Origin of the sequence: Atopobium minutum 10063974, assembly GCF_000364325.1 — a bacterium.
GTDB classification, from domain to species: Bacteria; Actinomycetota; Coriobacteriia; order Coriobacteriales; family Atopobiaceae; genus Atopobium; species Atopobium minutum.
This window is the reverse complement of sequence record NZ_KB822533.1, coordinates 1,202,645-1,224,239: the sequence shown is the minus strand read 5'-3', so window position 1 is coordinate 1,224,239 and position 21,595 is coordinate 1,202,645. Positions and strand designations below refer to the sequence as shown.

22 protein-coding genes and 1 pseudogene are annotated in these 21,595 nt (G+C 46.9%); 5 read left to right on the top strand and 18 right to left on the bottom strand.

Features of this window, described 5'->3' with window-relative positions:
• The first annotated feature begins 73 nt into the window (after positions 1 to 73).
• A complete protein-coding gene (locus HMPREF1091_RS05700) occupies positions 74 to 739 on the top strand; it encodes a transaldolase family protein (protein ID WP_002563856.1) in 666 nt (221 codons plus the stop codon).
• Between the two features lie 167 nt (positions 740 to 906).
• On the opposite strand, the gene HMPREF1091_RS05695 is transcribed toward HMPREF1091_RS05700, so the two are convergent.
• Together HMPREF1091_RS05695 and HMPREF1091_RS05690 are read right to left on the bottom strand one after the other, a co-directional pair.
• Positions 907 to 1,371, bottom strand: coding sequence for an LPXTG cell wall anchor domain-containing protein (locus tag HMPREF1091_RS05695; protein WP_002563855.1), 465 nt, complete (start codon positions 1,369 to 1,371; stop codon positions 907 to 909).
• 176 nt (positions 1,372 to 1,547) lie between these two features.
• On the bottom strand, positions 1,548 to 1,976 hold the full coding sequence (locus HMPREF1091_RS05690; RefSeq protein WP_002563854.1) for a hypothetical protein: 429 nt from the start codon (positions 1,974 to 1,976) through the stop codon (positions 1,548 to 1,550).
• A 453-nt stretch (positions 1,977 to 2,429) separates the two neighbouring features.
• On the opposite strand from HMPREF1091_RS05690, the gene HMPREF1091_RS05685 reads away from it, so the two are divergent.
• The 3 genes from HMPREF1091_RS05685 (at position 2,430) to HMPREF1091_RS05675 (ending at position 6,914) form a co-directional block, all read left to right on the top strand.
• Positions 2,430 to 3,527 (top strand): glycerol dehydrogenase, encoded by a 1,098-nt coding sequence (locus HMPREF1091_RS05685; RefSeq protein WP_002563853.1) that lies wholly within the window; start codon positions 2,430 to 2,432, stop codon positions 3,525 to 3,527.
• A 196-nt stretch (positions 3,528 to 3,723) separates the two neighbouring features.
• Positions 3,724 to 5,985, top strand: a complete 2,262-nt coding sequence (locus HMPREF1091_RS05680) for an HAD-IC family P-type ATPase (RefSeq protein WP_002563852.1) — start codon at positions 3,724 to 3,726, stop codon at positions 5,983 to 5,985.
• Positions 5,986 to 6,131: 146 nt separating this feature from the next.
• Positions 6,132 to 6,914, top strand: a complete 783-nt coding sequence (locus tag HMPREF1091_RS05675; RefSeq protein ID WP_035424643.1) for a ZIP family metal transporter — start codon at positions 6,132 to 6,134, stop codon at positions 6,912 to 6,914.
• 109 nt (positions 6,915 to 7,023) lie between these two features.
• On the opposite strand, the gene HMPREF1091_RS05670 is transcribed toward HMPREF1091_RS05675, so the two are convergent.
• The 16 genes and pseudogenes from HMPREF1091_RS05670 to HMPREF1091_RS05595 form a co-directional block, all read right to left on the bottom strand.
• Entirely contained in the window at positions 7,024 to 8,091 is a 1,068-nt protein-coding gene (locus HMPREF1091_RS05670) for a threonine aldolase family protein (RefSeq protein ID WP_002563850.1), read from the bottom strand.
• A 68-nt stretch (positions 8,092 to 8,159) separates the two neighbouring features.
• Positions 8,160 to 8,792, bottom strand: a complete 633-nt coding sequence (locus tag HMPREF1091_RS05665) for a uracil-DNA glycosylase family protein (protein WP_002563849.1) — start codon at positions 8,790 to 8,792, stop codon at positions 8,160 to 8,162.
• Positions 8,785 to 10,104: an MATE family efflux transporter gene (locus tag HMPREF1091_RS05660; RefSeq protein ID WP_002563848.1), complete on the bottom strand. Its 1,320-nt coding sequence runs from the start codon at positions 10,102 to 10,104 to the stop codon at positions 8,785 to 8,787. Before HMPREF1091_RS05660 ends, HMPREF1091_RS05665 begins: the two co-directional genes overlap by 8 nt.
• Before the next feature lie 222 nt (positions 10,105 to 10,326).
• Positions 10,327 to 11,520, bottom strand: coding sequence for a site-specific integrase (locus HMPREF1091_RS05655; protein ID WP_002317260.1), 1,194 nt, complete (start codon positions 11,518 to 11,520; stop codon positions 10,327 to 10,329).
• 83 nt (positions 11,521 to 11,603) lie between these two features.
• Positions 11,604 to 11,804, bottom strand: coding sequence for an excisionase (locus tag HMPREF1091_RS05650; protein WP_002317261.1), 201 nt, complete (start codon positions 11,802 to 11,804; stop codon positions 11,604 to 11,606).
• A gap of 423 nt (positions 11,805 to 12,227) precedes the next feature.
• The gene (locus tag HMPREF1091_RS05645; protein WP_002317263.1) at positions 12,228 to 12,461 is read right to left on the bottom strand and encodes a helix-turn-helix domain-containing protein; all 234 of its coding nucleotides are present in this window, start codon (positions 12,459 to 12,461) and stop codon (positions 12,228 to 12,230) included.
• Positions 12,462 to 12,467: 6 nt separating this feature from the next.
• The gene (locus HMPREF1091_RS05640) at positions 12,468 to 12,899 is read right to left on the bottom strand and encodes a sigma-70 family RNA polymerase sigma factor (RefSeq protein WP_002317264.1); all 432 of its coding nucleotides are present in this window, start codon (positions 12,897 to 12,899) and stop codon (positions 12,468 to 12,470) included.
• 587 nt (positions 12,900 to 13,486) lie between these two features.
• Positions 13,487 to 14,095 (bottom strand): D-Ala-D-Ala dipeptidase VanX-B, encoded by a 609-nt coding sequence (locus tag HMPREF1091_RS05635; protein WP_002317266.1) that lies wholly within the window; start codon positions 14,093 to 14,095, stop codon positions 13,487 to 13,489.
• Positions 14,096 to 14,100: 5 nt separating this feature from the next.
• Complete coding sequence (vanB, locus tag HMPREF1091_RS05630) at positions 14,101 to 15,129, bottom strand: D-alanine--(R)-lactate ligase VanB (protein WP_002563847.1); 1,029 nt, start codon at positions 15,127 to 15,129, stop codon at positions 14,101 to 14,103.
• Positions 15,122 to 16,093: a D-lactate dehydrogenase VanH-B gene (locus HMPREF1091_RS05625; protein ID WP_002317268.1), complete on the bottom strand. Its 972-nt coding sequence runs from the start codon at positions 16,091 to 16,093 to the stop codon at positions 15,122 to 15,124. Before HMPREF1091_RS05625 ends, vanB begins: the two co-directional genes overlap by 8 nt.
• Positions 16,090 to 16,916, bottom strand: a pseudogene (gene vanW-B, locus HMPREF1091_RS05620) (glycopeptide resistance accessory protein VanW-B). Before vanW-B ends, HMPREF1091_RS05625 begins: the two are co-directional and overlap by 4 nt.
• A gap of 17 nt (positions 16,917 to 16,933) precedes the next feature.
• The gene (locus HMPREF1091_RS05615; protein ID WP_002416070.1) at positions 16,934 to 17,740 is read right to left on the bottom strand and encodes a D-Ala-D-Ala carboxypeptidase VanY-B; all 807 of its coding nucleotides are present in this window, start codon (positions 17,738 to 17,740) and stop codon (positions 16,934 to 16,936) included.
• A gap of 170 nt (positions 17,741 to 17,910) precedes the next feature.
• A complete protein-coding gene (gene vanS-B, locus HMPREF1091_RS05610) occupies positions 17,911 to 19,254 on the bottom strand; it encodes a vancomycin resistance histidine kinase VanS-B (protein WP_002382867.1) in 1,344 nt (447 codons plus the stop codon).
• Between the two features lie 2 nt (positions 19,255 to 19,256).
• On the bottom strand, positions 19,257 to 19,916 hold the full coding sequence (gene vanR-B / locus HMPREF1091_RS05605; RefSeq protein ID WP_002317273.1) for a vancomycin resistance response regulator transcription factor VanR-B: 660 nt from the start codon (positions 19,914 to 19,916) through the stop codon (positions 19,257 to 19,259).
• 617 nt (positions 19,917 to 20,533) lie between these two features.
• On the bottom strand, positions 20,534 to 20,680 hold the full coding sequence (locus HMPREF1091_RS08415) for a hypothetical protein (protein ID WP_162183096.1): 147 nt from the start codon (positions 20,678 to 20,680) through the stop codon (positions 20,534 to 20,536).
• Positions 20,681 to 20,858: 178 nt separating this feature from the next.
• Positions 20,859 to 21,044: a MerR family transcriptional regulator gene (locus HMPREF1091_RS05595; protein ID WP_002317276.1), complete on the bottom strand. Its 186-nt coding sequence runs from the start codon at positions 21,042 to 21,044 to the stop codon at positions 20,859 to 20,861.
• Between the two features lie 144 nt (positions 21,045 to 21,188).
• Between HMPREF1091_RS05595 and HMPREF1091_RS05590 the strand changes: the two genes are divergently transcribed.
• Positions 21,189 to 21,560, top strand: a complete 372-nt coding sequence (locus HMPREF1091_RS05590) for a helix-turn-helix domain-containing protein (protein WP_002317277.1) — start codon at positions 21,189 to 21,191, stop codon at positions 21,558 to 21,560.
• Positions 21,561 to 21,595 lie beyond the last annotated feature (35 nt).

Genomic DNA, 21,595 nt, shown 5'->3' with positions numbered 1-21,595 from the left:
ACGTAAGGAAGTAAGAATACTTACGTTTATAAGTTAAAGTTTCATAGTAAGGTACTAAATGAATGGAGTAGGAATGGAGCTAGTACTCGATACAGCCGATGCACAAGCCGTTAAGGAAGTTTCTGAGGTTCTTACTGTCTCGGGCGTTACCACTAATCCAACTATTATTACCAAGAGCGGTAAGACTCCCGAGCAGGTTGCAGATGAGATGCTCAATGTACTTTCCGACGATCAATCTTTCTTTATGCAGACGGTTGCCACTGATTTTGAGGGTATGATGGCAGATGCTCGCAAAATTTGTTCTCTTCGCTCTAAGAATATGTATGTAAAGATTCCTGTTACGCATACAGGTTTGCGTGCAATTAAGGCGGCTAAAGCAGAAGGTCTTGGTGTTTTAGCTACTGCTATTTATAATGCTGACGCTGCATTTATGGCTGCTATGAATGGTGCAGATTACCTTGCTCCTTACGTAAACCGTATGGAAAGCTATGGGGACGGCATTGGTCAGGTTATGGACTTGCTGGAGATGCTTTCCATTAACAATATGAGCACCAAGGTTATTGCTGCGTCTTTCAAGAACCCTCATCAGGTTCATGAGTTGATTGTTGCTGGTATTCAGGCTGTTACTATTCCTCCTGCAGTTGCCTGGTCTATGATTGACCATCCTGGTACTCAAATTGCTGTAGATGAGTTTTCTGCTGCTTGGCGTGAGGCTTTTGGCCGCGACACCTTCATGTAAGGTTTAGGGCAAACGTTATATAACCTACTTGGATTCTTTTGTCACGTCCTGCGCAAAGCATAGCGGATACAACAACAAGAGCGACAGGGCCGCATAACCTTGTCGCTCTTTACGTTACTGCTACACAACATCGTTGCCGTTAGCCATCTTTGGCATGGCAATACGTACTACTTGTTGTTAAGGAAGTCCTTTACACGAGACTTACCAGTTAAAACAGCACCTGCTACTGCTGCGATTGTGCCGGCTGTAAGGGGTAGTACCGCCAGTTGAGAGTCACCCGTTTGTGGTAGTGCCTGCTTTTTGTTCTGAGAAGCCCCTGGTTTATTGGCTCCAGGTTTATTAGTGGTACCAGGCTTGTTTGCTCCAGGTTTATTGGCAGGGTCATTATTGCCTGCAGGAGGCGTGACGGGCTTATCGGGAATTGCAGTAACCTTAGCTGTTATATTCAGCGTTTTAGTGTCGGTATCTTTAAGCGTTGTAGGTACCCAAGCGCTGAGCTGAATACCGTCGGTGTAACCAAAGCTTACAGCGCCAGCCTTGGCATCAATAAAGTATTTGTAAGAATTGTTTCCGCGCAGTTTACCATTTTCATAGATAAAGCCTGGATTCATCCAGGTGTCGAGCGCACGCATACTTGGTCCGTTATAGCTCATGTGCATAAACAAGTTTTTACCGGAGATGCCAACGTTAAGGTTTCCTTGGTCATCCTTCTTGATGTCCCAAAGGTTGTTTGCATCTACGGTTGCAATCTCTTGGTTCTGATCGATGGTTGTTTGTGTGCCGACAAGACCATTGGCGTCGTTAACGCCTACGAGGTAGGTTTTGCCTTCAGATTCATAGACAAGGGCAATTTTTGTTGTCCTGCCTGGATACCATTAGGGCTCTTTACCCACACATCACGCGTTTTTCCAGGAATAACCTCTTCTGTAAAAGAGACATCGTGGGTAAATTGAGCAGTAACATCCTTGCCCTTATCGTCCATGATGCTAAGGACTTTAACCGTATACTTCTTATTGCTTTCAAGGCCTGTGACCTGTGTCTGCAACTGATTAAAGGGCAATTTTTGAGGAGTGCCTACCTGCTTACCGTCTTCATCAAAGACTCCAACAGTTACGGTATATCCCTCGTATTTCTTATCCCTATTAGGAGCCGCAACAGGGGTTGCCGCTGTTGCGTAGGCAGCTGGGGCGATGGGGGTGTGCGCGAGCGCAGGGGTAACAGAACCTGCAACAAGCATGAGAGCTAATGCGCCCGATGTTGCAATCTTAAAGGTCTTTCGTTCTGATATAACGTCTCCTCCTAGCTTGATAGAGCTTGACCTTGTATCAAAAAGCTTTACAACTAAATAGTTAGCTTGAGATAACTATTTTATTATTAAGTTATCAAATAGTTAGATCGATGTAACTATCAAATCATCTAATTTTATAAACAAGTTACATTTACTGAGTGCTGTTTTTTACCTTAGTTTAAATACCGAGAAAAAACCGCAGAATGTTTGATTGTAGCTGAAGGCTTAAAGCAGTAAATAACTCTTACTTTAATGTATAAACCATGGCTAACTTCTACATTCTATTCATTTTTTTGATAAAAATATACACGTTATATAGCTAAGTGTACTAAGCTATACCTAGTGGCATTGGTTGCCATAAAAAGGGAGAGTAAAAGCAAAAAAGGAAGAATAGAGGATGCTATGAAACTGTTGCGTGCTATGCGTGAGCCCCTTAAGTATGTTCAAGGTAAGAATGCTCTTCTTCACTTTGAAGAAGAGATGGGTTATATGGGAACACGCTTTTTGTTTGTGTGTTCTAACAGCGGCTACAAGGCTTGTCATGATCAGATTGAGCAGAGCTTTGGTGATTCCGATAGCTATCGTCGCTATGAGATCTTTGGCGGCATTTCTAGCAAGGGCGAGATTGCAAAAATGCAGGCCATTGTGGAAGAGGACAACATTGATGCTGTTGTGGCAATCGGTGGTGGCTCTGCGGTAGATACTGCTAAGGCAACGGCTTATTACGCTGGTAAAAAGGTTGTTATTATTCCAACGGTTGCTGCAACAGATGCTCCTTGTACGGGCCTCTCGGTCATTTACAACGATGATGGTAGCTTTGATAAGTACCTGTTTTATCCAGAGAATCCCGCAGCAGTTATGGTGGATACGCAGGTCATAGCAGATGCTCCCGTTCGTTTCTTGGTGGCGGGTATGGGAGATGCTTTGGGTACCTACTTTGAGGGTCGTGCCTCTCTTCGTACTGAATCTCCCAGCCTTGAGGGCACTGGCATTACGCGCGCAGGTATGGCCTTGGCCGAGCTTTGCTATGAGACCCTTCGTGATTACAGCTCACAGGCAATCACTGCTTGCGAGAACAACGTGGTAACGCCTGCTCTCGAGAACATCATAGAGGCTTGTGTATATCTGTCTGGCGTGGGTGCCGATAATGTTAACTGTGCTGCTGCTCACTCCTTCTACAATGGTCTTACTTCCTTGGGTGGTCACAGTGCTCCTCACGGCTGCTGCGTAGCCTTTGGCACCTTGGTACAGCTGGTACTTGAGGGTGTGGACCAGGATGAGTTCTCTGATGTTCAAGGCTATTGTCTTGAGGTTGGTCTTCCTGTTACCTTGGCAGAGCTTGGCGTAAGCACTCCCGAGCAAATCAAGCAGATTGCCGAGGCTGCCTGTGTTCCTGGTGAGACCATTCACAATCTTGCTGGTGACGTAACCCCCGATGCACTCTACGACGCTATTGTCGCCACCGATGCAATGGGTAAGAAAGTTTTGGGCATTGATTAACACGACTCGTGTGATAAGCACGACTGTTGTGCGCGCTGCTCTTATCGCAATGGACGGTTTACTCGTTTCAAAGTGAGTAAAGAGCAGCTTATAAGACCCTAGAGGTCAGCGCAAGCTGTGTGGGCTTCTAGGGTCTTTTGTTGCATCTGGGTAATAGGCCTTGCACTTATACGGTGACTACCATTTAATGAGATTCATGAGAAAACAGAACAACAAAGCAGAACTTACAGCGAAAGATATTGTCATAAACAATGTCTTTACGTACTTTAATGCAATTTTTGCGATCATTGCTATACTGCTCATTATTGCAGGTAGTTATCGTAGTTTAACCTTTTTACCCGTCGTTATAGCAAACTCACTTATCGGCATTGTGCAGCAGCTGCGTGCACGAAAGGTGCTTAATCAGCTGTCACTTTTAGCGCGCTCCACCTATTCCATCACACGTGATGGCCGCGTGCTATCTTTGGCAAGTGGAGAGCTTTTGGTGGGAGATCTCATTACGTTAGAGGCCGGTCAGCAAATTCCGGCGGATGCCACGGTGGTAGATGGGCTTATTGCGGCAAACGAGTCCTTGCTTACCGGTGAGGCGGATGAGATAGAAAAGCCGGTCCATGCAAAGTTGTTATCCGGGAGTTTTGTTGTCTCGGGTAGTTGTACCGCGCTGCTTACGCAGGTAGGTGAGGACTGCTACGCTGCGCGCTTGCAGGCAGAGGCTAAACAGATGCGCGAGAAGCCCTCCGAAATGATCCATGACATCAACTTGATTGTTGGAATTGCAGGTATTGTCATCATTCCTCTTGGTTGTCTGTTGTTCTATCAGGCATTCTTTGTGAATGGGTACCTTTTTAAGGAATCTATTGAGGCTATGGTTGGCGCTATTATCGGTATGATCCCCGAAGGACTGTACCTGCTGGTTACCGTGGCTTTGGCACTTTCTGCTATGCGCTTAGCACAAAACAAGGTCTTGCTGCATGACATGCGTAGTACAGAGACGCTGGCACGTATTGATGTGTTGTGTGTGGATAAAACCGGAACGATTACCGATAACACCATGCAGGTAGTTGAGGTGTTTGATCAGGCGGGTTCAGCCGTTACAAAGGATACATCTGCTGCCTGTGATCTGTTGGCACAGTATGCGGCTACCATTCCTGATGCCAATGCCACTATGGAAGCGGTGCGTGCCTTTGTACATCAGGCAAGTGTGCTTACTGCTAGCAGTGTGTTGCCTTTCTCGTCAAAGAACAAGTATTCACAGATAGACCAGGTACACGGAGCTTCGTTGCGCTTTGGAGCACCTGAGTTTGTGTTAGATGCTCAGACTTTTGCTGTCTGTGAAGCGCAGGTTGCTGAGCGTGCTGCACGTGGCCAGCGTGTGCTGGTATTTGCTCAGGCTGACGAGAAGGGTGTATTCCAGCCGCTGCTCTTTGTGAGTTTGGTTAACGGCCTGCGTCCCAATGTTGCCGAAACCTTTGCATGGTTTGATCAGCAGGAAGTCCGTGTTATGGTCATTTCTGGTGACAATCCACAGACGGTTTCTCATATTGCGTGCCAGGTGGGCATACCTCATGCAGATCAATACGTTACTGCTACCGATATAGCGGATGAAGACTTTACTGAGGCTGTGTCAGAGTACACCGTGTTTGGTCGTGTGAAGCCAGAGCAAAAAAAGAAAATCATAAATGCCCTCAAAGCCCAGGGTTTGCGAGTAGCCATGACAGGAGATGGCGTAAACGACATCCTTGCAATGAAGGAAGCCGATTGCTCTATAGCTATGGGTACGGGCAGTGATGCTGCTCGTCAGGCGGCTCAAGTTGTTATCTTAGATGATGACTTTAGTCACATGAAGCAAATCATTTCTGAGGGTAGGCGTGACATCAATAACTTGTTGCGTTCGGCAACGCTGTTTTTGTATAAGAATATTTTCTCGATGCTGTTAGCGACCTGTGCAATTTTATTTGCATGGGTGTATCCACTTAAACCTTCGCAGGTATCCCTTGTGTCCATGTTTAATATTGGCGTGCCTGCCTTTTTGTTGGCTATGGAGCAGAACAACAAAAAGCAGCATGGTAGGTTTATCTATGAGGCGCTTACCCGTGCTATTCCTGCGGCCTGTACCTCTTTTCTTGCGATTGTGCTGCTTGTGGCTCTTGCGCCGTATCTAGAGGTTTCTAAGATGGACGTAGGGGTAGGAAGTACGTTTTTGTTGTCTCTTGCAGGCTTTATGGTTCTGTTTGAGTTGAGTAGACCATTTAATCTGTGGCACACGCTTATCTTTGTAGGCTGTGTTGCAGGCTTTATTGGGACAGCTTTCTTTTTGTCCAATCTTTTTGCTATTACGGCTATCTCTTGGAATGCAGCGGTGCTTACGGGTTCCATTGCTGGAGTTGAGGTAGTTTTGATGCTGTGCTTGAATTTGTTTGGGACGTTTGCTCACAAGCATTTTACGTTTTTGCAATAAGATTATATATTTGGGTATCTTACGAGCGTAAGAGCACTAAACTATACGACCACATATTTTTAGCTGCTTATTTTTTGGAGAGGAAATAAGTGGTGCTCTGCAACTTTTTGCAGTTGGTGGTTATAAAGGATGGAGAATACCACTTTATGAATAGTGATGTAGCGTATGGATTGCTTATTCCATTTGCTGGCACCACGCTTGGTGCAGCAATGGTCTTTTTTATGCGTAAACAGTTACGTGATTCTGTGACACATGCGTTAGAGGGCTTTGCAGCAGGTGTGATGGTTGCAGCTTCATTTTTTAGCTTGATAAAACCTGCGATTGAGCAGAGCTCTGCTCTGGGGTCATTTGCTTTTGTCCCGGCCACACTGGGATTTTTAGCTGGCGCTGCTTTTTTGTTATTTTTGGATACCGTGATCCCTCACCTTCATATTGGCGAGGATGAGCCAGAAGGCCCTAAGACTCATCTTAAACGTACCACGACGATGGTACTTGCGGTAACGCTGCACAACATTCCTGAAGGCATGGCTGTTGGTGTTGTGTACGCTGGCTGGTTAAGCGGAAGCTCCACCATTTCTTTGGCAGCTGCCTTTTCTTTAGCTTTGGGCATTGCTATCCAAAACTTTCCCGAGGGCGCTATTATCTCTATGCCTTTGCGCGCAGCTGGTCAATCTAAGCCCAAGGCTTTTGTTATGGGTACGCTTTCTGGCATTGTAGAACCTATTGGTGCTGTAATAACTGTTGTAGCGGCAAATGCTATTGTTCCTATTTTGCCTTATTTACTTGGTTTTGCAGCAGGTGCCATGATGTATGTGGTGGTAGAGGAGCTTATTCCAGAGATGAGTGCAGGCAAGCACTCAAATCTTGCTACTGTCATTTTTATGCTTGGGTTTGCTTTGATGATGACCTTGGATGTTGCACTGGGCTAAAGTACGAGCGCCTCTCTACACTTGGAAAGGCACTTCTCGCCTTGTCTTGTTGTTTTTAGAGTTTTAGCACGGTTGTCTTAAAACTTGACCATCTTAAAGCTTGGTTGTCTTAAAGCTCGGCCATCTGGTCGATACACTCAAGCAGTTTGTCCGTATCTTTGTGTGTGGTGGACCAGCAGGTAGCAAAACGAACAACGACGCGGTTATCGTCCAGGCGCTCCATAAAGCCATACTCCGCATGGTTGCTTAGCCAGGCAAGTTGAGCATCGGTGGCGACAAAAAATACTTGGTTGGTGGGGGAGTCTATATATAGATCAAACCCCTTTTCTGCAAGGCGTTTTTTAATGCGTGTCGCACATTCCAAAGCAGTTTGACCTATGCGCTCGTACAGGCCATCTTTAAACAGCTCTTTAAACTGAACGCCCAGCAAGCGCCCTTTTGCTAACAGACCACCGTGCTGTTTTATGAGCGGAGTAAGTCCGTTTACCATGCCCTTTTTGGTAAAGACAACGGCTTCACCAAAAAGAAGGCCACATTTAGTGCCACCAATGTAAAAAACATCTGCTATGCGCGCTAAGTCTGCCAGACTGACATCATTTTGGGGTGCAGCAAGTGCGTAGGCCAGGCGCGCACCATCCACAAAAAGCTTCAGATTGTGTGCAGTGCATACCTCAGCAATTGCTTCAAGCTCAGCCGTACTATACAACGTACCGTACTCAGTGGGCTGGGAAAGGTACACCATGGCAGGTTGAACCATATGTTCACGATTGTCATCCTGCTCCCAAGCCTGCACGGTTTTATCGATAGCTGTGGCAGAAAGCTTACCGTTAGTGTGATCGAGGGATATGACTTTGTGACCGCCCGCCTCAATAGAGCCTGCTTCATGTACGTTTATGTGGCCCGTTGCTGCACTTATGACGCCCTGCCACGGATGCAGGAGCGCATCAATAACAAAGGTATTGGTCTGCGTGCCGCCCATCAAGAATCGAACCTCGCCATCGGGGCAGTTGCAGGCCTCTAAAATTGCCTGAGCGGCCTCGGCACAATAGTGGTCTGTGCCGTAACCAGAGGTAGACTCCATATTGGTGCGCACCAAAGCATCGAGCACGGCAGGATGAGCACCCTGCATATAGTCTGACGAGAAGTGCAAGAGGTCATTGGTTTGCGTGTCTGTCATAGAGGTAGCCATTCCTTTGATCTAGTAGTTTTCTATAAGCGCCAATCAGGTATTTGATGATACGAGACTTAGCTAAAAAGTGTTTGAGAAACACGCTTTTGTAGTTGAGGGAGCACTTCTTCTTCAAACCAAGGATTTTTCTTTATCCACCGCTGGTTACGTCCAGATGGATGAACCAAGGGAAAATAGTCTGGAGCATAGTGCTCGTAGTTATGCACTACCTCTGTGATGCGAACAGATTTTGGAAGTTCCAAATAGTGGGAGAGCGCGTATTTCCCAATCAGAATAGTCAGTTGAATGTGGGGCATGAGCTCTAACAATTGAGGATGCCATTTTTGTGCAAAGCCTTTACGCGGGGCAAGATCTCCACTTTTGCCACTACCGGGGAAGTAAAAATCCATGGGTAGGAGGGCAAGCTTTTGAGGATTGTAAAAGTCCTCGCGAGAAATGCCCATCCAAGTACGGAGGCGTTCGCCGCTTTTATCGTTCCAAGGAATACGTGTTTGCTGTGCAATACGTCCAGGAGCTTGCCCTACTATTAAAATACGTGCATCAGAGGCGGCAGTATACAGAGGATCTATACCCTGTTGTGTATAGACTTTATTTTGTGGATCCTGCTTGATGTTTTCAAAAATGCTCAGAAATGCTTCATTTGCCGTAGTGGCTTTAGTGACTTTTTCTGGTTCTGTTACTTCATTCATGAAGGGTGTTCTTCTTTTCCAATCCGTGGTTATGTTTGCGCAAGAAGCTCGTTAAGAGCCATATGCCAAAGAGGGCTGCAACCGTATTTGCAACAGCTGCGTTTAACCATACTCCCGTAAGTCCCAGGGGTGATAGTAAGACAATAGTTGTTAATGGAACAGCAATAGAAGATGCAACAGAAAGACATACAGCACGTTTGGATTGACCGCAGGCAAGCAAAAAAGCATCACAAGCAAATACAAACCAGCGGGTAAGCCACTGTAGTGACAATAGTGCAAAAGCGGCAGCGGCGGCTTGTACAAAATCATCTGAGGCATTAAAGATGAAGATGCGTACGGGAACCTCGGGGAACAGGTGAAGCAAGATTATATAGATAAAGCTAAACACCGCAGAAATGATAAAGCTGCTCTTGCCAATCTCAAATGCTCGCTTGTAGTTTTTTGCTCCCCAGTTGTACCCAATGGATGGCTGCAGGGAATCTGTGGTGCCATAGATAAGGGACATAACAAAGGCATCGGTAAACATCATGATGCCAAAGATGGATACCGCTTGTTCACCACCAAGCAATAACATACGAGCATTCAGTACGATGCTTACCACACGACCAGCAACGTTGTTGAGAAAGGCAGAGAGTCCTGCCATAACAATTTGTTTTGTAAGGGCTAAGGTGGGTTTTGGACGTACGAGCTTCAAAACCATTTTGCCACGAATAAAGGGCCACAAACCAATGGTAGAAGCTATAACCATGGCGAGGCTGTAAGCAAATGCAGCACCCCATACCTCGGTATGAAAGACAATCAGCAAAATTGCTTCTAGTATGGCGCCAGATACAGCCATAAGAATATTGAGAGCCATACTGCGTCCGACCTTGCCGCACACTTTAAGGTAGTTGTCCATTGCAAACATCATGCCGGAGATGGGGATAAACAAAGCATATATGCGCAGGTATATGATGGAAATCTCAGCAAGTTTTCCGCTTGCTCCCTGTAGAGCAATTAAAAAGGGAGCTGCAAAGAATACAAGCAGTCCTATGCCTAGGCCGCTGATAAACAGCATGACAATGGAATACGAGAAGATATTATTGGCAGCCTCATGGTCCTTCTCGCCAAGGGTAATGGAGAGGGGGACGGCTGAGCCAACGCCAATAAGGTCACCTATCGAGAAAAGAATTATTACAAAAGGCATTGCCAGGTTAATGGCAGCAAAAGCGGTTTCTCCGAGCAGATTGCCAACCATAATTCCGTCGATAATATCGTACAGAGCCGACGTTAACATGCTAATAGCGCCAGGGACAACAATAATGAGTAGCATTTTATAAAGCGGCGTCTGCGTAAAGAGCTTGTCGTGATTTGTTGCCCAAAAATTATATGGGATTTTAGATTATCTTTTTAGAAGTTCTTGAATGTCGGTATAGCCCGTGTTTCCGGGCTTTTCCGGCATTTTTGATATTGTTAGATACTTACAAATGTTCTTATTACCTCTCACCATTTCCCCCTCAAAAGTAGTAAATGGAGTAGTAAAACCGGCCTTGTGTCAGGCTGCCAGCCGTTCCATTTCTGCCCTTGCGGAATCGAATGTGGCGTGTGCATAATAGTTCAGCGTCATGGTGATATTGGAATGTCCCATAATGTACTGCAAGGCTTTGGGGTTCATTCCCGCATTGGCTAACCGGGTGCAGAATGTATGACGCATAGCATGGGGCGTCGTCGTTTTCGGCAACGCTTCTTCATGGCTCTTGTTGTACTTCTTCACAAGCCTGCCAAACATCCCGCCATAATCTACCGCCGTCATGGGATAGCCGTTCTGTTTGAGAAACAGGAAATTGGCATACCCGTCAATAATGAACGGCTTTGCACCTTTGCGGTTTTTTATCACTCGCTGGAACGCCTGATACACTTCCTCATTCATGGGGATTTTTCTGACGCCGCTTTGGGTCTTGGGTTCGTCAATATAGTAACCGACGCCGGTATTTCTCAAAAGCTGGTGGCTCACGATGATTACCCGGTTTTCAAAATCCAAATCTTTGTCCGTCAGTCCGCACAGTTCCGAAATGCGAAGCCCTGTCCCCAGCAGAATAACGATTGCGTCATAATGCTTTTGGTAAACCTTATCACCTTGAATAAAGGACAGAAAACTTTCTTCCTGTGCTGGTGTAAGAGGCACCTTTGGTTCCGTATCGTCGTCCAGAACGTCACTAAGCTGGAAGTCAAACGGGTTTTTTCGGATGCAATCGTCCTGTATGGCGGTGTAAAAAGCCGCTTTCAGGGAACGCTTGTCGTTATTGATGGTCTTATAAGAAAGGCCCTTTTCTTTCATCCGAAGCGCCCATTCCTTTGCGTCGGACAGCTTCACACTGTCAATCGGGCAGCTCCCCAGCCGATCTTGTTCCAGAATACGCATCAGCCGTTCCCGGCCCAGTTTGGTGTTGTGCTTCACATTGCCCCGGTGCCTGATCTGCTTGGCGTAGAGCTGGCAGACGGTCATTTTCTTGCCGATGGTGTCTATCCCGTCGTCAAGGTCTTTCTGGATTTCTTTCTCCTTTTCCCGGAGTGAAATATCCTCCCGTTTACCTGCCGGGGTCTTATCCGTAGGCACTAACTTCCATGAGTAAACAAACTGCGGTTTTCCAAAGGTATCAACATATTTGTAAGCATATCGTCCGTCTTTTCTCTGGCTCTCTCCAGACCGCAAAACGCGATTTTTGCTGTCTCGTCTTTTTTCTGACATCTCGTCATGCTCCTTTCCATGACGGAAAGAGCCGCATATATGCTTATAAATTATTATAACATATCTGCGGCCCTTTTTCACTATTAGATTGTGTCCAAAGTGTCAATTATTTTCTCAAACTGCTTGCGTTTGATCTGGATGCGGTTGCCATTCATAATGACCCAGCCAGAGGCCGGATTTTCCTCGGCCAGCTTACGCAATTTGTTTTCTCCGATACGGAAATATTTAGACGCTTCCTCAATCGTCAGCGTGTATTTTTCCCAAATAGGCACATCATGGTTCATAATGCAGCCCCCTTTCACAAATTCAAAGGTTTGTGTGATTTAGGGGCATAGACGGACGGCTGCTGGCACAGCTCCACGGGACTTTCACCCCCGCGTGGTTCTCACGCGGCCCTACCCATTGCCTGCGACGCTTTTAACGCTCGGACTGTGGCTATAAGGGAGTATCATAGTCCTGCCTGTACGTCGTCGCCCGCAAGCCGCCACGCTCACATTGCGGCGTGGTGTTCCTCGCTCCGCTTTTCCCGTAGGGAAAAGTATCATGGCGCACCAGCCGTCCGGCTCGGCACAGACAGAATGTGTCCGTATGCCCTATGATGCGCCGCCGTTATCTTGCGGGCATATTTATCAAGGTGCGATCAGGCCACCGGGAAAACACCGAAACGGGGAAAGGGTAAGCCGTTTCATGCTGCCGGGGCCGGTTCGTCAGTTCGTGACGATAGCGTGGATGAGCTTGATTTCCAGACGGCGCTTCATGGCCTCGTCCAGACACACATGCGGATAGCCGTTTTCGTCATAGAGCGTCCGGGTACACAGCTTGTTCATGTAACCGCTGTAATACTGCAAAACGCGCTCTACGGCTCCGGCATCCCCAGCGCGGGCGGCCTCGATCACCGAAAGGGGCAAAAGCTCAATGCCCTTGTAGTTCGGGTTCTTCATCCGCGTCTAACCTCCCTTCGGCATCAACGCCTTTAGCTGTTTCCGCAGCTCCGATAAGGTATTTGTCCTGTGCCGCTGAACGGCACTCCGGGACATTCCCACAAGGCCGCCGATCTCACCATCTGCCATATCCAGAACACAGTGCAGGATTAAAATACTCTGCTCCATGCTGGGCAGCGCGGCAAAGGCTTCGGCAACAAGCTCATTGTTGATATGTAGGTCATAGCCATGCGACGAAAACGTAAAGCTGTCGCTGGGGTAGTGATCTACTGTACAGAGCTTGTCCAAATCTGCCTGTGACAAAGAGCTTAGTGACACTTCACGGTCACGGCGGCGCTTCATTTCAGCCAAGTAGCTTTTGGCCTCGTTACGCAGTACCGTCTTGCAAAAAGCATCGAACATGCACCGCGCTTCATAGTCGCGGGGGATAGCATCCATCTTCTCACCCCCTTTCTGTGGGGGACTTAGGTGGTTCTCTCCCTTTCCGCTAACAAGACTTTGACAAGGCCGCCAGCTACCCGCTAAATACCTCCTTTTTGAAAATTTCTCAAAAAATTTTTTTGGGGACAGCCGGGCCGCAAAAGACGACAAAAATCGCCCGGCAGGTCGCAAACCTACCGGGCGAGAAAATGCTTTGCTATGCTGCTGATTTACATGGTATAGTACATACTCATAACCGGAATAGCCCTGTGGAGGGGCAAGGCTTTTTTTGAGTGGTGGAAGTGGATTAGAGCATGGCAATAGCAAAACAGCATAGCGGCATCCTCCTATGGGCCGCCACACCTTTTGCTGCCAGAAAAGAACGGCGGCCTTGATTTCTCAAAACCGCCGCCAGCAAAATACAAAATGGGCGTGGGAAAGGTCTGCCCAACAGCGGTTTTTTTCTTTTCTGCCGCTGGGCAGATTGAATACTATAATTTGCAATGTATTACAAAAGATGCTTTAACCACTTTCCAGTAAAAGATTGTCCATGACCAGCATAGATTTTATCAAATCCAAAATCTGATACAAAACCAATACTTTCATTATGAAACGGCAAAATTAAAATAGGTATCGGGGTATGGCTCATCAATCAACTTATAGTGCCACCATTCAAAGCGATAAGACTGAAATCCGCTGCTTTCCATGATTTTACGCAAGCATCTTCGATTTTGTGCCTCTGCATCCCCTATCCCTTTTGCTGTATGATGCGACCGTTCGTCCATAAAATCGAAGTTACTTCCCATTGAAACAAGTTCCCCTGTATCCAGGTGGTAGAGCGTAAGATCAATTGCGCTTCCACGGCTATGGCTGGATTGTGAGGCCACATAACCCTTTGTAATCAACTCGGCTCGCTCTATATTGGGGTAAAATTTTTCTTTTGTGAGATTGTCCTCCGGTTGCGCTGCCCAACGCAGGAAGCAGTCCACCGCAGTTCTTGGCCGATATCCATCCCATAAAAGCAAGCCATAGCCAAGCGCAGCCGCATGGATTTGTGCCTCGCGCAGAGCAAACGCCACGGCCTTTGTGCCGATGATGCGATTCACCTCATACCCATCCACCGGTTTTCCTGTGAAGTTATCCCATGTGGCGTACTTGGCATCCCAACGGACGCCATGCAACATTTCATCTAAAAACAAAAAACCATTTTCCATACTTATCACCTCTTTAACGCCAATGTAATCAGGCTGTCAATCAGTGCAGGAAGCGTGATTCCTGCGGCGGCCACCATACGTGGGTAGCGGCTGTACGATGTAAAACCGGGCATGGTATTGACCTCATTTAGAACGATGCCGCCATCCTCCTGCAAAAAAAGATCAACACGGGCAAGCCCTCTGCATCCAAGCACCCGATATACTTTCTTTGCCGTTTCCTGCACCCGATTTCGTTCCTCGACCGGAATGTCTGCGGGAACTGTAATCATCGCATTTTCTGAGCCTTTTTCCGGCTCGTTTTCCTGATGGATGCGGAAGATACCGTGGCTCAGCCGGATTTGATCCACTTCGCCGACAATCAAATCATCCTCGTTCCCCATGACCGCACACCCGACCTCACAGCCCGAAATCGCTTGCTCAATTAAGATTTTTCCATCATATTGTCCTGCCGCTTCTATCGCAGCGTTAAGTTCTTCCGTACCGTTTACTTTGGTTACGCCAAAGGACGAACCTGACCGTGCCGGCTTCACAAAGACAGGGTAGGTAAGCGCACCCGCCTCCGGCTTGTCACCTTTATTAATAATTTGAAATTCGGGAACGGCGATGCCCGCATTTTTTGTAAGAATGTAGGCCAGTGATTTGTCCATGCAAGCTGCGGAGCTTTGAATATCACAGCCCACATAGGGGATACCAGACAATACAAACAGCCCCTGTATCGCACCATCCTCCCCGCATTTGCCATGCAAAACCGGGAAAGCCACATCAATACGCCGTGTTTCGTATTCGCTTTCTTTCATGACAAGCAGCCCATGCGTTTTCCTATCCGGGGAGAGTATGGCGGGGAGACTGTCGGCTTCCCATTCCGTACATGGCTTCTTGCATAGCTTCCATACACCGTTTTTTGTAATTCCGATGTAGTGCGGATCGAATTTTTCCGTATCAATGTTCGCAGCAATTTCTATTGCGGATTTTACCGACACATCATGTTCCTCCGAGCAACCGCCGAAGATGATTGCGACTTTTATTCTATTCATGCTGTAAACTCCTTTCAAAATTGAGACAATTCCTGATTGTTTTTTCTGTAGTATCCTGCAGCACACGCTCAGTGTAGTACGCCGTATGGGGTGTGATGATCACATTCGGCATCCTTAAAAGCTGCGACAAAAAGGGATGGTCAAGCACTTTCTGCGAGCAATCGGTATAAACAAACTGATCCTCGCCCTCCAACACATCCAGTGCCGCACCACCCAGCTTTCCGCTTTCCAACGCCTCCACCAGCGCCCCGGTATCGACAAGCGCTCCGCGCGCGGTGTTGATTAAAAATGCGCCTTGCTTCATCTCTCCAATTTGCTTCTGACCGATCAGATGGCGGGTATCCGCACAAAGCGGCACATGGAGCGTAACAATATCGCTGTTTTTTAGAAGCTCATCAAGCTGGACATAATCTGCATCCATTTTTCGGCTGTTATCATAGGCCAGCACATGGCATCCAAATCCCCGCAGCCTTTTGACGACCGCTTGCCCGATATGGCCGGTTCCAATAACTCCCACAGTCATATCCCCCAGTTCTTTCCCCCGGATACGATCCAATCTGAAATCTTGTTGCGCCACGGCGTGCATGGTGGGTTTTGCACCCCGTATGGCCATCAGCATCAGCATCAAAGCATAATCCGCAACGCTGTCCGGCGAATACGCAACCGTGCCAACCGAGATTCCCATTCTCTCGGCGGCAGTCGTATCAATGTGATCGCAGCCGATGCTGCGGGTAGAAATGTATTTTACCCCGACCTTTCTCAGCGCAAGAATTGTCGCCTCGGAAACCTCGGACTTATGGCCTACGCTAACGCATTGATTGCCAGCGGCCAATTTTGCGTTGTCTGCCGATATCGCATCGCTAATCAGCGTAGGGATAATATGAAAATCCGGCGATAAAGCGCGGAAAGCATTTGCCTCATCCTGTTCGCATCCAAAAACAGTAATGCCCACACTTTTTCTCATTGGTTCTCCTCCTGAATATCCACACTTTCCGGGAGGGGATAACAGATTTTGCATTTGTTTGTATAAAGCAGCTTGCAATCTATTATTTCCCCGGTACCTAAGGCAACTTGCATCCGTTTAACCTGGGCATATTCATAAATCCCGCCACTTTCACGGACATACTGGATACTGCCATTTGTAATTTTGTATAATGCTTGGGGCTCTTTGTCGGCGGACACCTGACCGATGATTTTCTCATCATCTAAGGTCACCCATATTTGGTAGGTGCAGTCGGTATCGTTTCGCACTTTTAAATCAATCCAGCCCTCTGAAATGGTTGCATCCACCCCTTTAATCTCGTCACTGTTTGGCTCTGGAAACTCCTTTACTTCGTGACCTCTGCGCTGGATAATTGTCAATGGCGTATGCAGGAACATCCAAAATAGTAAATTGCTCATCTGGCACATACCGCCGCCCGACATGGTGGTGAGTTTACCATTGGTCACCGTAAGGCCGTCTTTATAGGGGGTATCTTTGTCCGCATGGCGTACCAGCCACCAGAAAGAAAAGGTTTCCCCGGTCTTATCAATAAGCCGTTTAAGGTCTTTGCTGCCAGCTTTAAGTTGAACACCTTGTTTTCCTGGTATATCATGTCAAATCCGGTATTGTGGTTGTATAATGCGCAATCCGTTTCAAAGAGCAAATGGGAAAGCGATTTTTCCCCTATCGTCTGCGCATAGCGACAGCCGTCAAATCTCATTCCCGCATAAAAGCACATTTTTCTCTGCGCCCGTCTCATTGGAAGCAGGAACGGGAAACGCTGTGTCAATCTTTTTCTGTCCATAACATAACATCCTTTTCTCATTTTTCTGGTTTTAAATATTCCTCAAGGCAAACCCCTTGGTTGTACATCTCTGTGGCAGCTTCGATGCCAACATATCGGTAATGCCACGGCTCGTTGCTCACACCGGTTATCTCTGTCTTGTCTGGTGGGTAGCGACGAATAAAACCAAAACGATAGCTGTTTTCATCCAGCCATCTATAAACCTCGTTGCCTGTTGAATGAATTCCGTCCGCATTGATATCCACAGCAAGACCAAGCTGATGCTCGCTCGTTCCCGGCACGGCCACCCAAGTTTCTGCTTCCGCTTTAGCCTGTGCAGAGGTGTAGCCTTTCGCCTTATATTCGGCAATTTTTTCATCCATAATTTCTTGCTGTTTTTCTGTTGTTCGGTATCCGGATGCGACAATCGGGTAAACTCCATCAGTTCTTGCGGCATCAAACAAATCTTGAAGATAGGGAGAAATCCGAATATCTATCCGCTCACCATTTGATAGTTGCTCAAGCTCCACATCGTACTGTGCGGGGATGGGGTTCTGCCTGTTCACTAAAATCAGGCTCCATTCCTGTTCATCTCCCTGTTCTTTGGCGGTGGCAAGAGCGTTTTCCTCCAAATTCTCCACTACGTCAGTGCTGCTGCCTGTATGAGTTGCAGGGATGGGCGGTATCTGTGTTGCCTCCAATACGGAAGCCAGTCTCCACCCCAAAAACAGCGTGCAGACTGTGAACGAAATAATGAACGCACATAGAAAAGCCCGCTTTTCCACGGATTGTTTCATATGCCGTTTGTGATGATCCGCATTGGAATGATAGTTGCTTTTTTCCATTTGATCGAATGCCTCCTTTGCAATAAAACTACGATTTGTGGCTGGTACGATTGTTATTATGGCAAGCGCATCTGTACTTTCCCTGTAGCCAGTCTGTAGTTTTCCTGTAGCAGCAAAAAAAGACCGGCAGGGTTATACCTGTCGGTCAAAATCATTTAAGTTTTAAATATTTACAATGTTGATGTGAGCGGTAAATCCAGCCAGAACAAAACGCCATCCGAGGTGTTTTCCAGCGCATACTGGAGGCTCATGGCATCCAGCGTTTTTTGTACGATGGCAAGTCCTAAACCGCTTCGCCCACTTTTTCTGCTTCGCGCCTGATCAATGCGATAGAATGGGGTGAACAGCCTTGGAAGCGCAGTATCATCAATGTGAACGCCCATGTTCAAAACAAAAAGGCGGCATTTTTCAGCACCAGGCTCACTCCATATCCGTACCTCGCCTCCCTGCGGCGTGTTCTGAACTGCATTCAATATGACATTGGATAGTGCCTTTTGGAGCAGCCTCGGATCGGACAGGACAATTTGCCCGGCTGGAATATCTGTGACGAACCGCTGGTTGTTTGCCTCTGCCAAGGTTTGAAAATCGGGCAGCAACTCGGCAACCGTGCGCCCTATGTCCAACGGTTCAGCTATGGGTACGATTCTCCCATCATTCAGGCTGACAAGCTCCAGTATTTCGGAAATGATTTTGCCCTGCCTATCCATCATTTTGATGCATTCGCGCAGATACTTAGAATGATCTTTGTAGTCACCGATATTTTCAAGCATTCCCTCCAACAGAACGCTTGTAGCCGCGATGGGCGTTTTTAGCTCATGAGAAGCTGCCGCAAAGAAATATCGCTGTGTTTCCTCCAACTCATGTTCCCTTGCGATTTCATCCTCCAGCCTTGCGATGGTTTCTTTCAGCCTGACATACATGGAATGCATATCATGAGCCAGTGCGCCAAGCTCATCCTTTCGCTCCAGCGGCGGCGGTACATCTTTCAGGTTTGCCATTTTATTCGCACTGTCCGCTAAGGCTTTGATCGGCGTTGTCATTTGCCGCGCAAAGATATACGCGCATAAAAGGCTGAATACAACCATTATCGCAATCATAACAATTCCCCGAATTGTCAGCCCTTGATAAAGCAATCCCACACCTGCCTTGCTTTGAGCAACAATCGAAATATTATCATCTCTATGTACCACATAAAGAAAGTCGGGTCTAAAACTATTTGATGTATTGGCATTTGGTGTGGCATAGAGTACGCTTCCCTCTTTATCTTCAATATAAAACTCAAAGGATTGGTTATTGTAGTGAAACAGCCCTGCCACCTCTTGAATATCAAGCCTATCGCTATTCTGAATCAGTTCCACCAATGGCTGATAGGATTTTACTGTTTGCTGTAATTCCATCACTCTGAAATAAGACACAAATTGCTGTGCAAACAGTGTTGCTGTTACACCGACAAGCAGTAGCAGGACAATGATCGTATAGGAAAAAACCTTAATGAAAATCCCTTTTCTTTCCATTATTATGATTCCTCCAATCGGTATCCTACACCGCGAATGGTTTTGATGATATTTTCCGGCAGCTTGGCCCGCAAATTTTTGATATGAGTGTGGACTGTGCTGCCATCACCCTCAAAGTCATATCCCCATATACGTGACAAAATGATTTCATGCGTTAAGGTTCTGCCTTTGTTCTGCACCAGCAGCAAAAGGATTTCAAATTCTTTTCGTGTCAGGGGCAGCTCTGTACCGTCACAAAGTACCGTGAAATCCTCCGGCAGAAGTGTCAGCCTGCCGACACGGATTTCCTTTGCCAGCGCACCGCTGCGCCGCAGCAGGGCTTCCACCCGCTTTAGTAAAATCTGCATCTTGAATGGCTTTGTTACATAGTCGTCTGCCTCTGCATCAAACGCCCGGATTTGGTTTTCGTCATCCGACAGGGCTGTCATCATCAGAATGGGAGTATCATTTTTCGCACGAAATTCACGCAAAAGTTCATGCCCGTTCATACCGGGCAGCATAATATCAAGAATAACCAGTTGATAAGTGTTTTCGTAAAACTTGGTGTATGCCTCATTTCCATCTGTGCAGGCATCCACCTGATATCCTGCCTCAGCCAGAAACGCCCTTACTGTATTACAGATATGATCATCATCCTCGACAAGTAGAATTCGTATCGACATAAAAATCCCTCCATTTTAAGAAGATAACATAACAGTCTGTAGTTTCCCTGTAGTTTCAAAGCGATTTCTTTTCGGATTTTAATCATCCGTCATTGGGATACTCGCTTCTTTTCATGGTGTATGTATCTATATTATTGGTTTAAACGAATTAAATCAAGATAATAATAATTAACACCTTCTTAATGTTTGGGATGTTTCGATTACAGCGGTTGTCAAAACATCCCGATAATACTGGCAAGCAATGGATCAGAATATCCTTTACGGATATTCTGATCCACCACTTGCCCGCCTGCGGCGTTCTCGTTTTGCTTGTTGGGGACACCCCAAGCCTCAGCAAAATGCGCGGCCTCTTTTTTGCGAATGCACCTTGCGGTATGGCTTTTCACACAGGCAGGGCCTGTGTGTACTCCCTCCGGTCGCTCTTGCCGCACTCCGCGCAGCAGATTCAGTCCTAATACCGTTCAAGACAGTAGAAAATCAGCAAGTCTATATTCCTCATATCTTCATCATCCGTGTCCTTGCAGTTACAGGAAATGTAATAATCGCCAAATGTAAATCCCAGAATATTTTCCTCAAAAAGCCGTACCTCCCCGGTATTAAAATCAATCACCCCATACTCAAAGGCGCATTAGACCAGCAGTTATCCAATGTCTGGAGACTTCACCATAAAGAATCCAGATGCCGGCCTTTTCAATTCTACCATATACGGCTGATACAGCAGCAGCTTCCTCGTCTTTGTTTCGGGCATTTTCCATTTCTGTCATGATAAAGTTTCGCTTCTTCATACATCCATGTGTAAATCTTTTCTTTCTGTTTCAGATGAGAATACTTTTTATCGGTCTGGAGCAGCCTGCCATCTATCATCTTATAGTTTTTCCGTGACAAAATACCATGCTTTCTCTCTCTTCAAAACCATATCCAAAATGCGCCGGTTTCATTATACTATTCAGTAACCGCCTTTCCTTTCTTTGTACGCCTGTCAATCGGCTTTTCCGCAGTTTTGGGAATGAGCCAGATCGTCGCCATCTTTACAGCGCCGGGGATGCGTCCCGCAGCACAATAGTAGTTTATCCATCGTGGGGGCACACCCCATTTCTCGCCTGCCTCTTTCAACGTCATGTAGTCCATAGTACACCTCCACAGGGTACATTATAATTCTTTTGCTCGAAGAATAAAAGAAACAAAATGTGAAATATAAACTTTAAGAAAGGTGCATATACCAACATTCCACGGGCAGAGTATGAAATATACAATGTAAGTGGGAGGTGCGATATGGCGAATATTGAAGATTGTCCCGGCTTTGAAACTTTCGGCGCGGATGTGAAAGCGGCCCGGCAAGCAAAGCGCGTTTCGCGCAAAGCAATGGCAGAGAAAATAAATATTGACTGGCGCTATCTTGCCAACATCGAAAACGACGGGGCCATTCCCAGTCTGCCGGTTGTCATACAGCTTATTAAAGCCTGCGGGCTTCCTGTGGAACGCTACTTTAACCCGGAGATCATGCGGGAGGAAAGCGAACTGCGGCAAAGGGTCAGCCACAAGCTGAAACTCTGCCCCGAAGAATACCTGCCGATCATCGAGGGCGCGATTGACAGCGCCATACTAATTGAAAAGCCGAAGAAGAATGAAACGGAGGATGTGTAACTGGCATCCTCTGTTTTACTTTTAGCGGGAGCTGC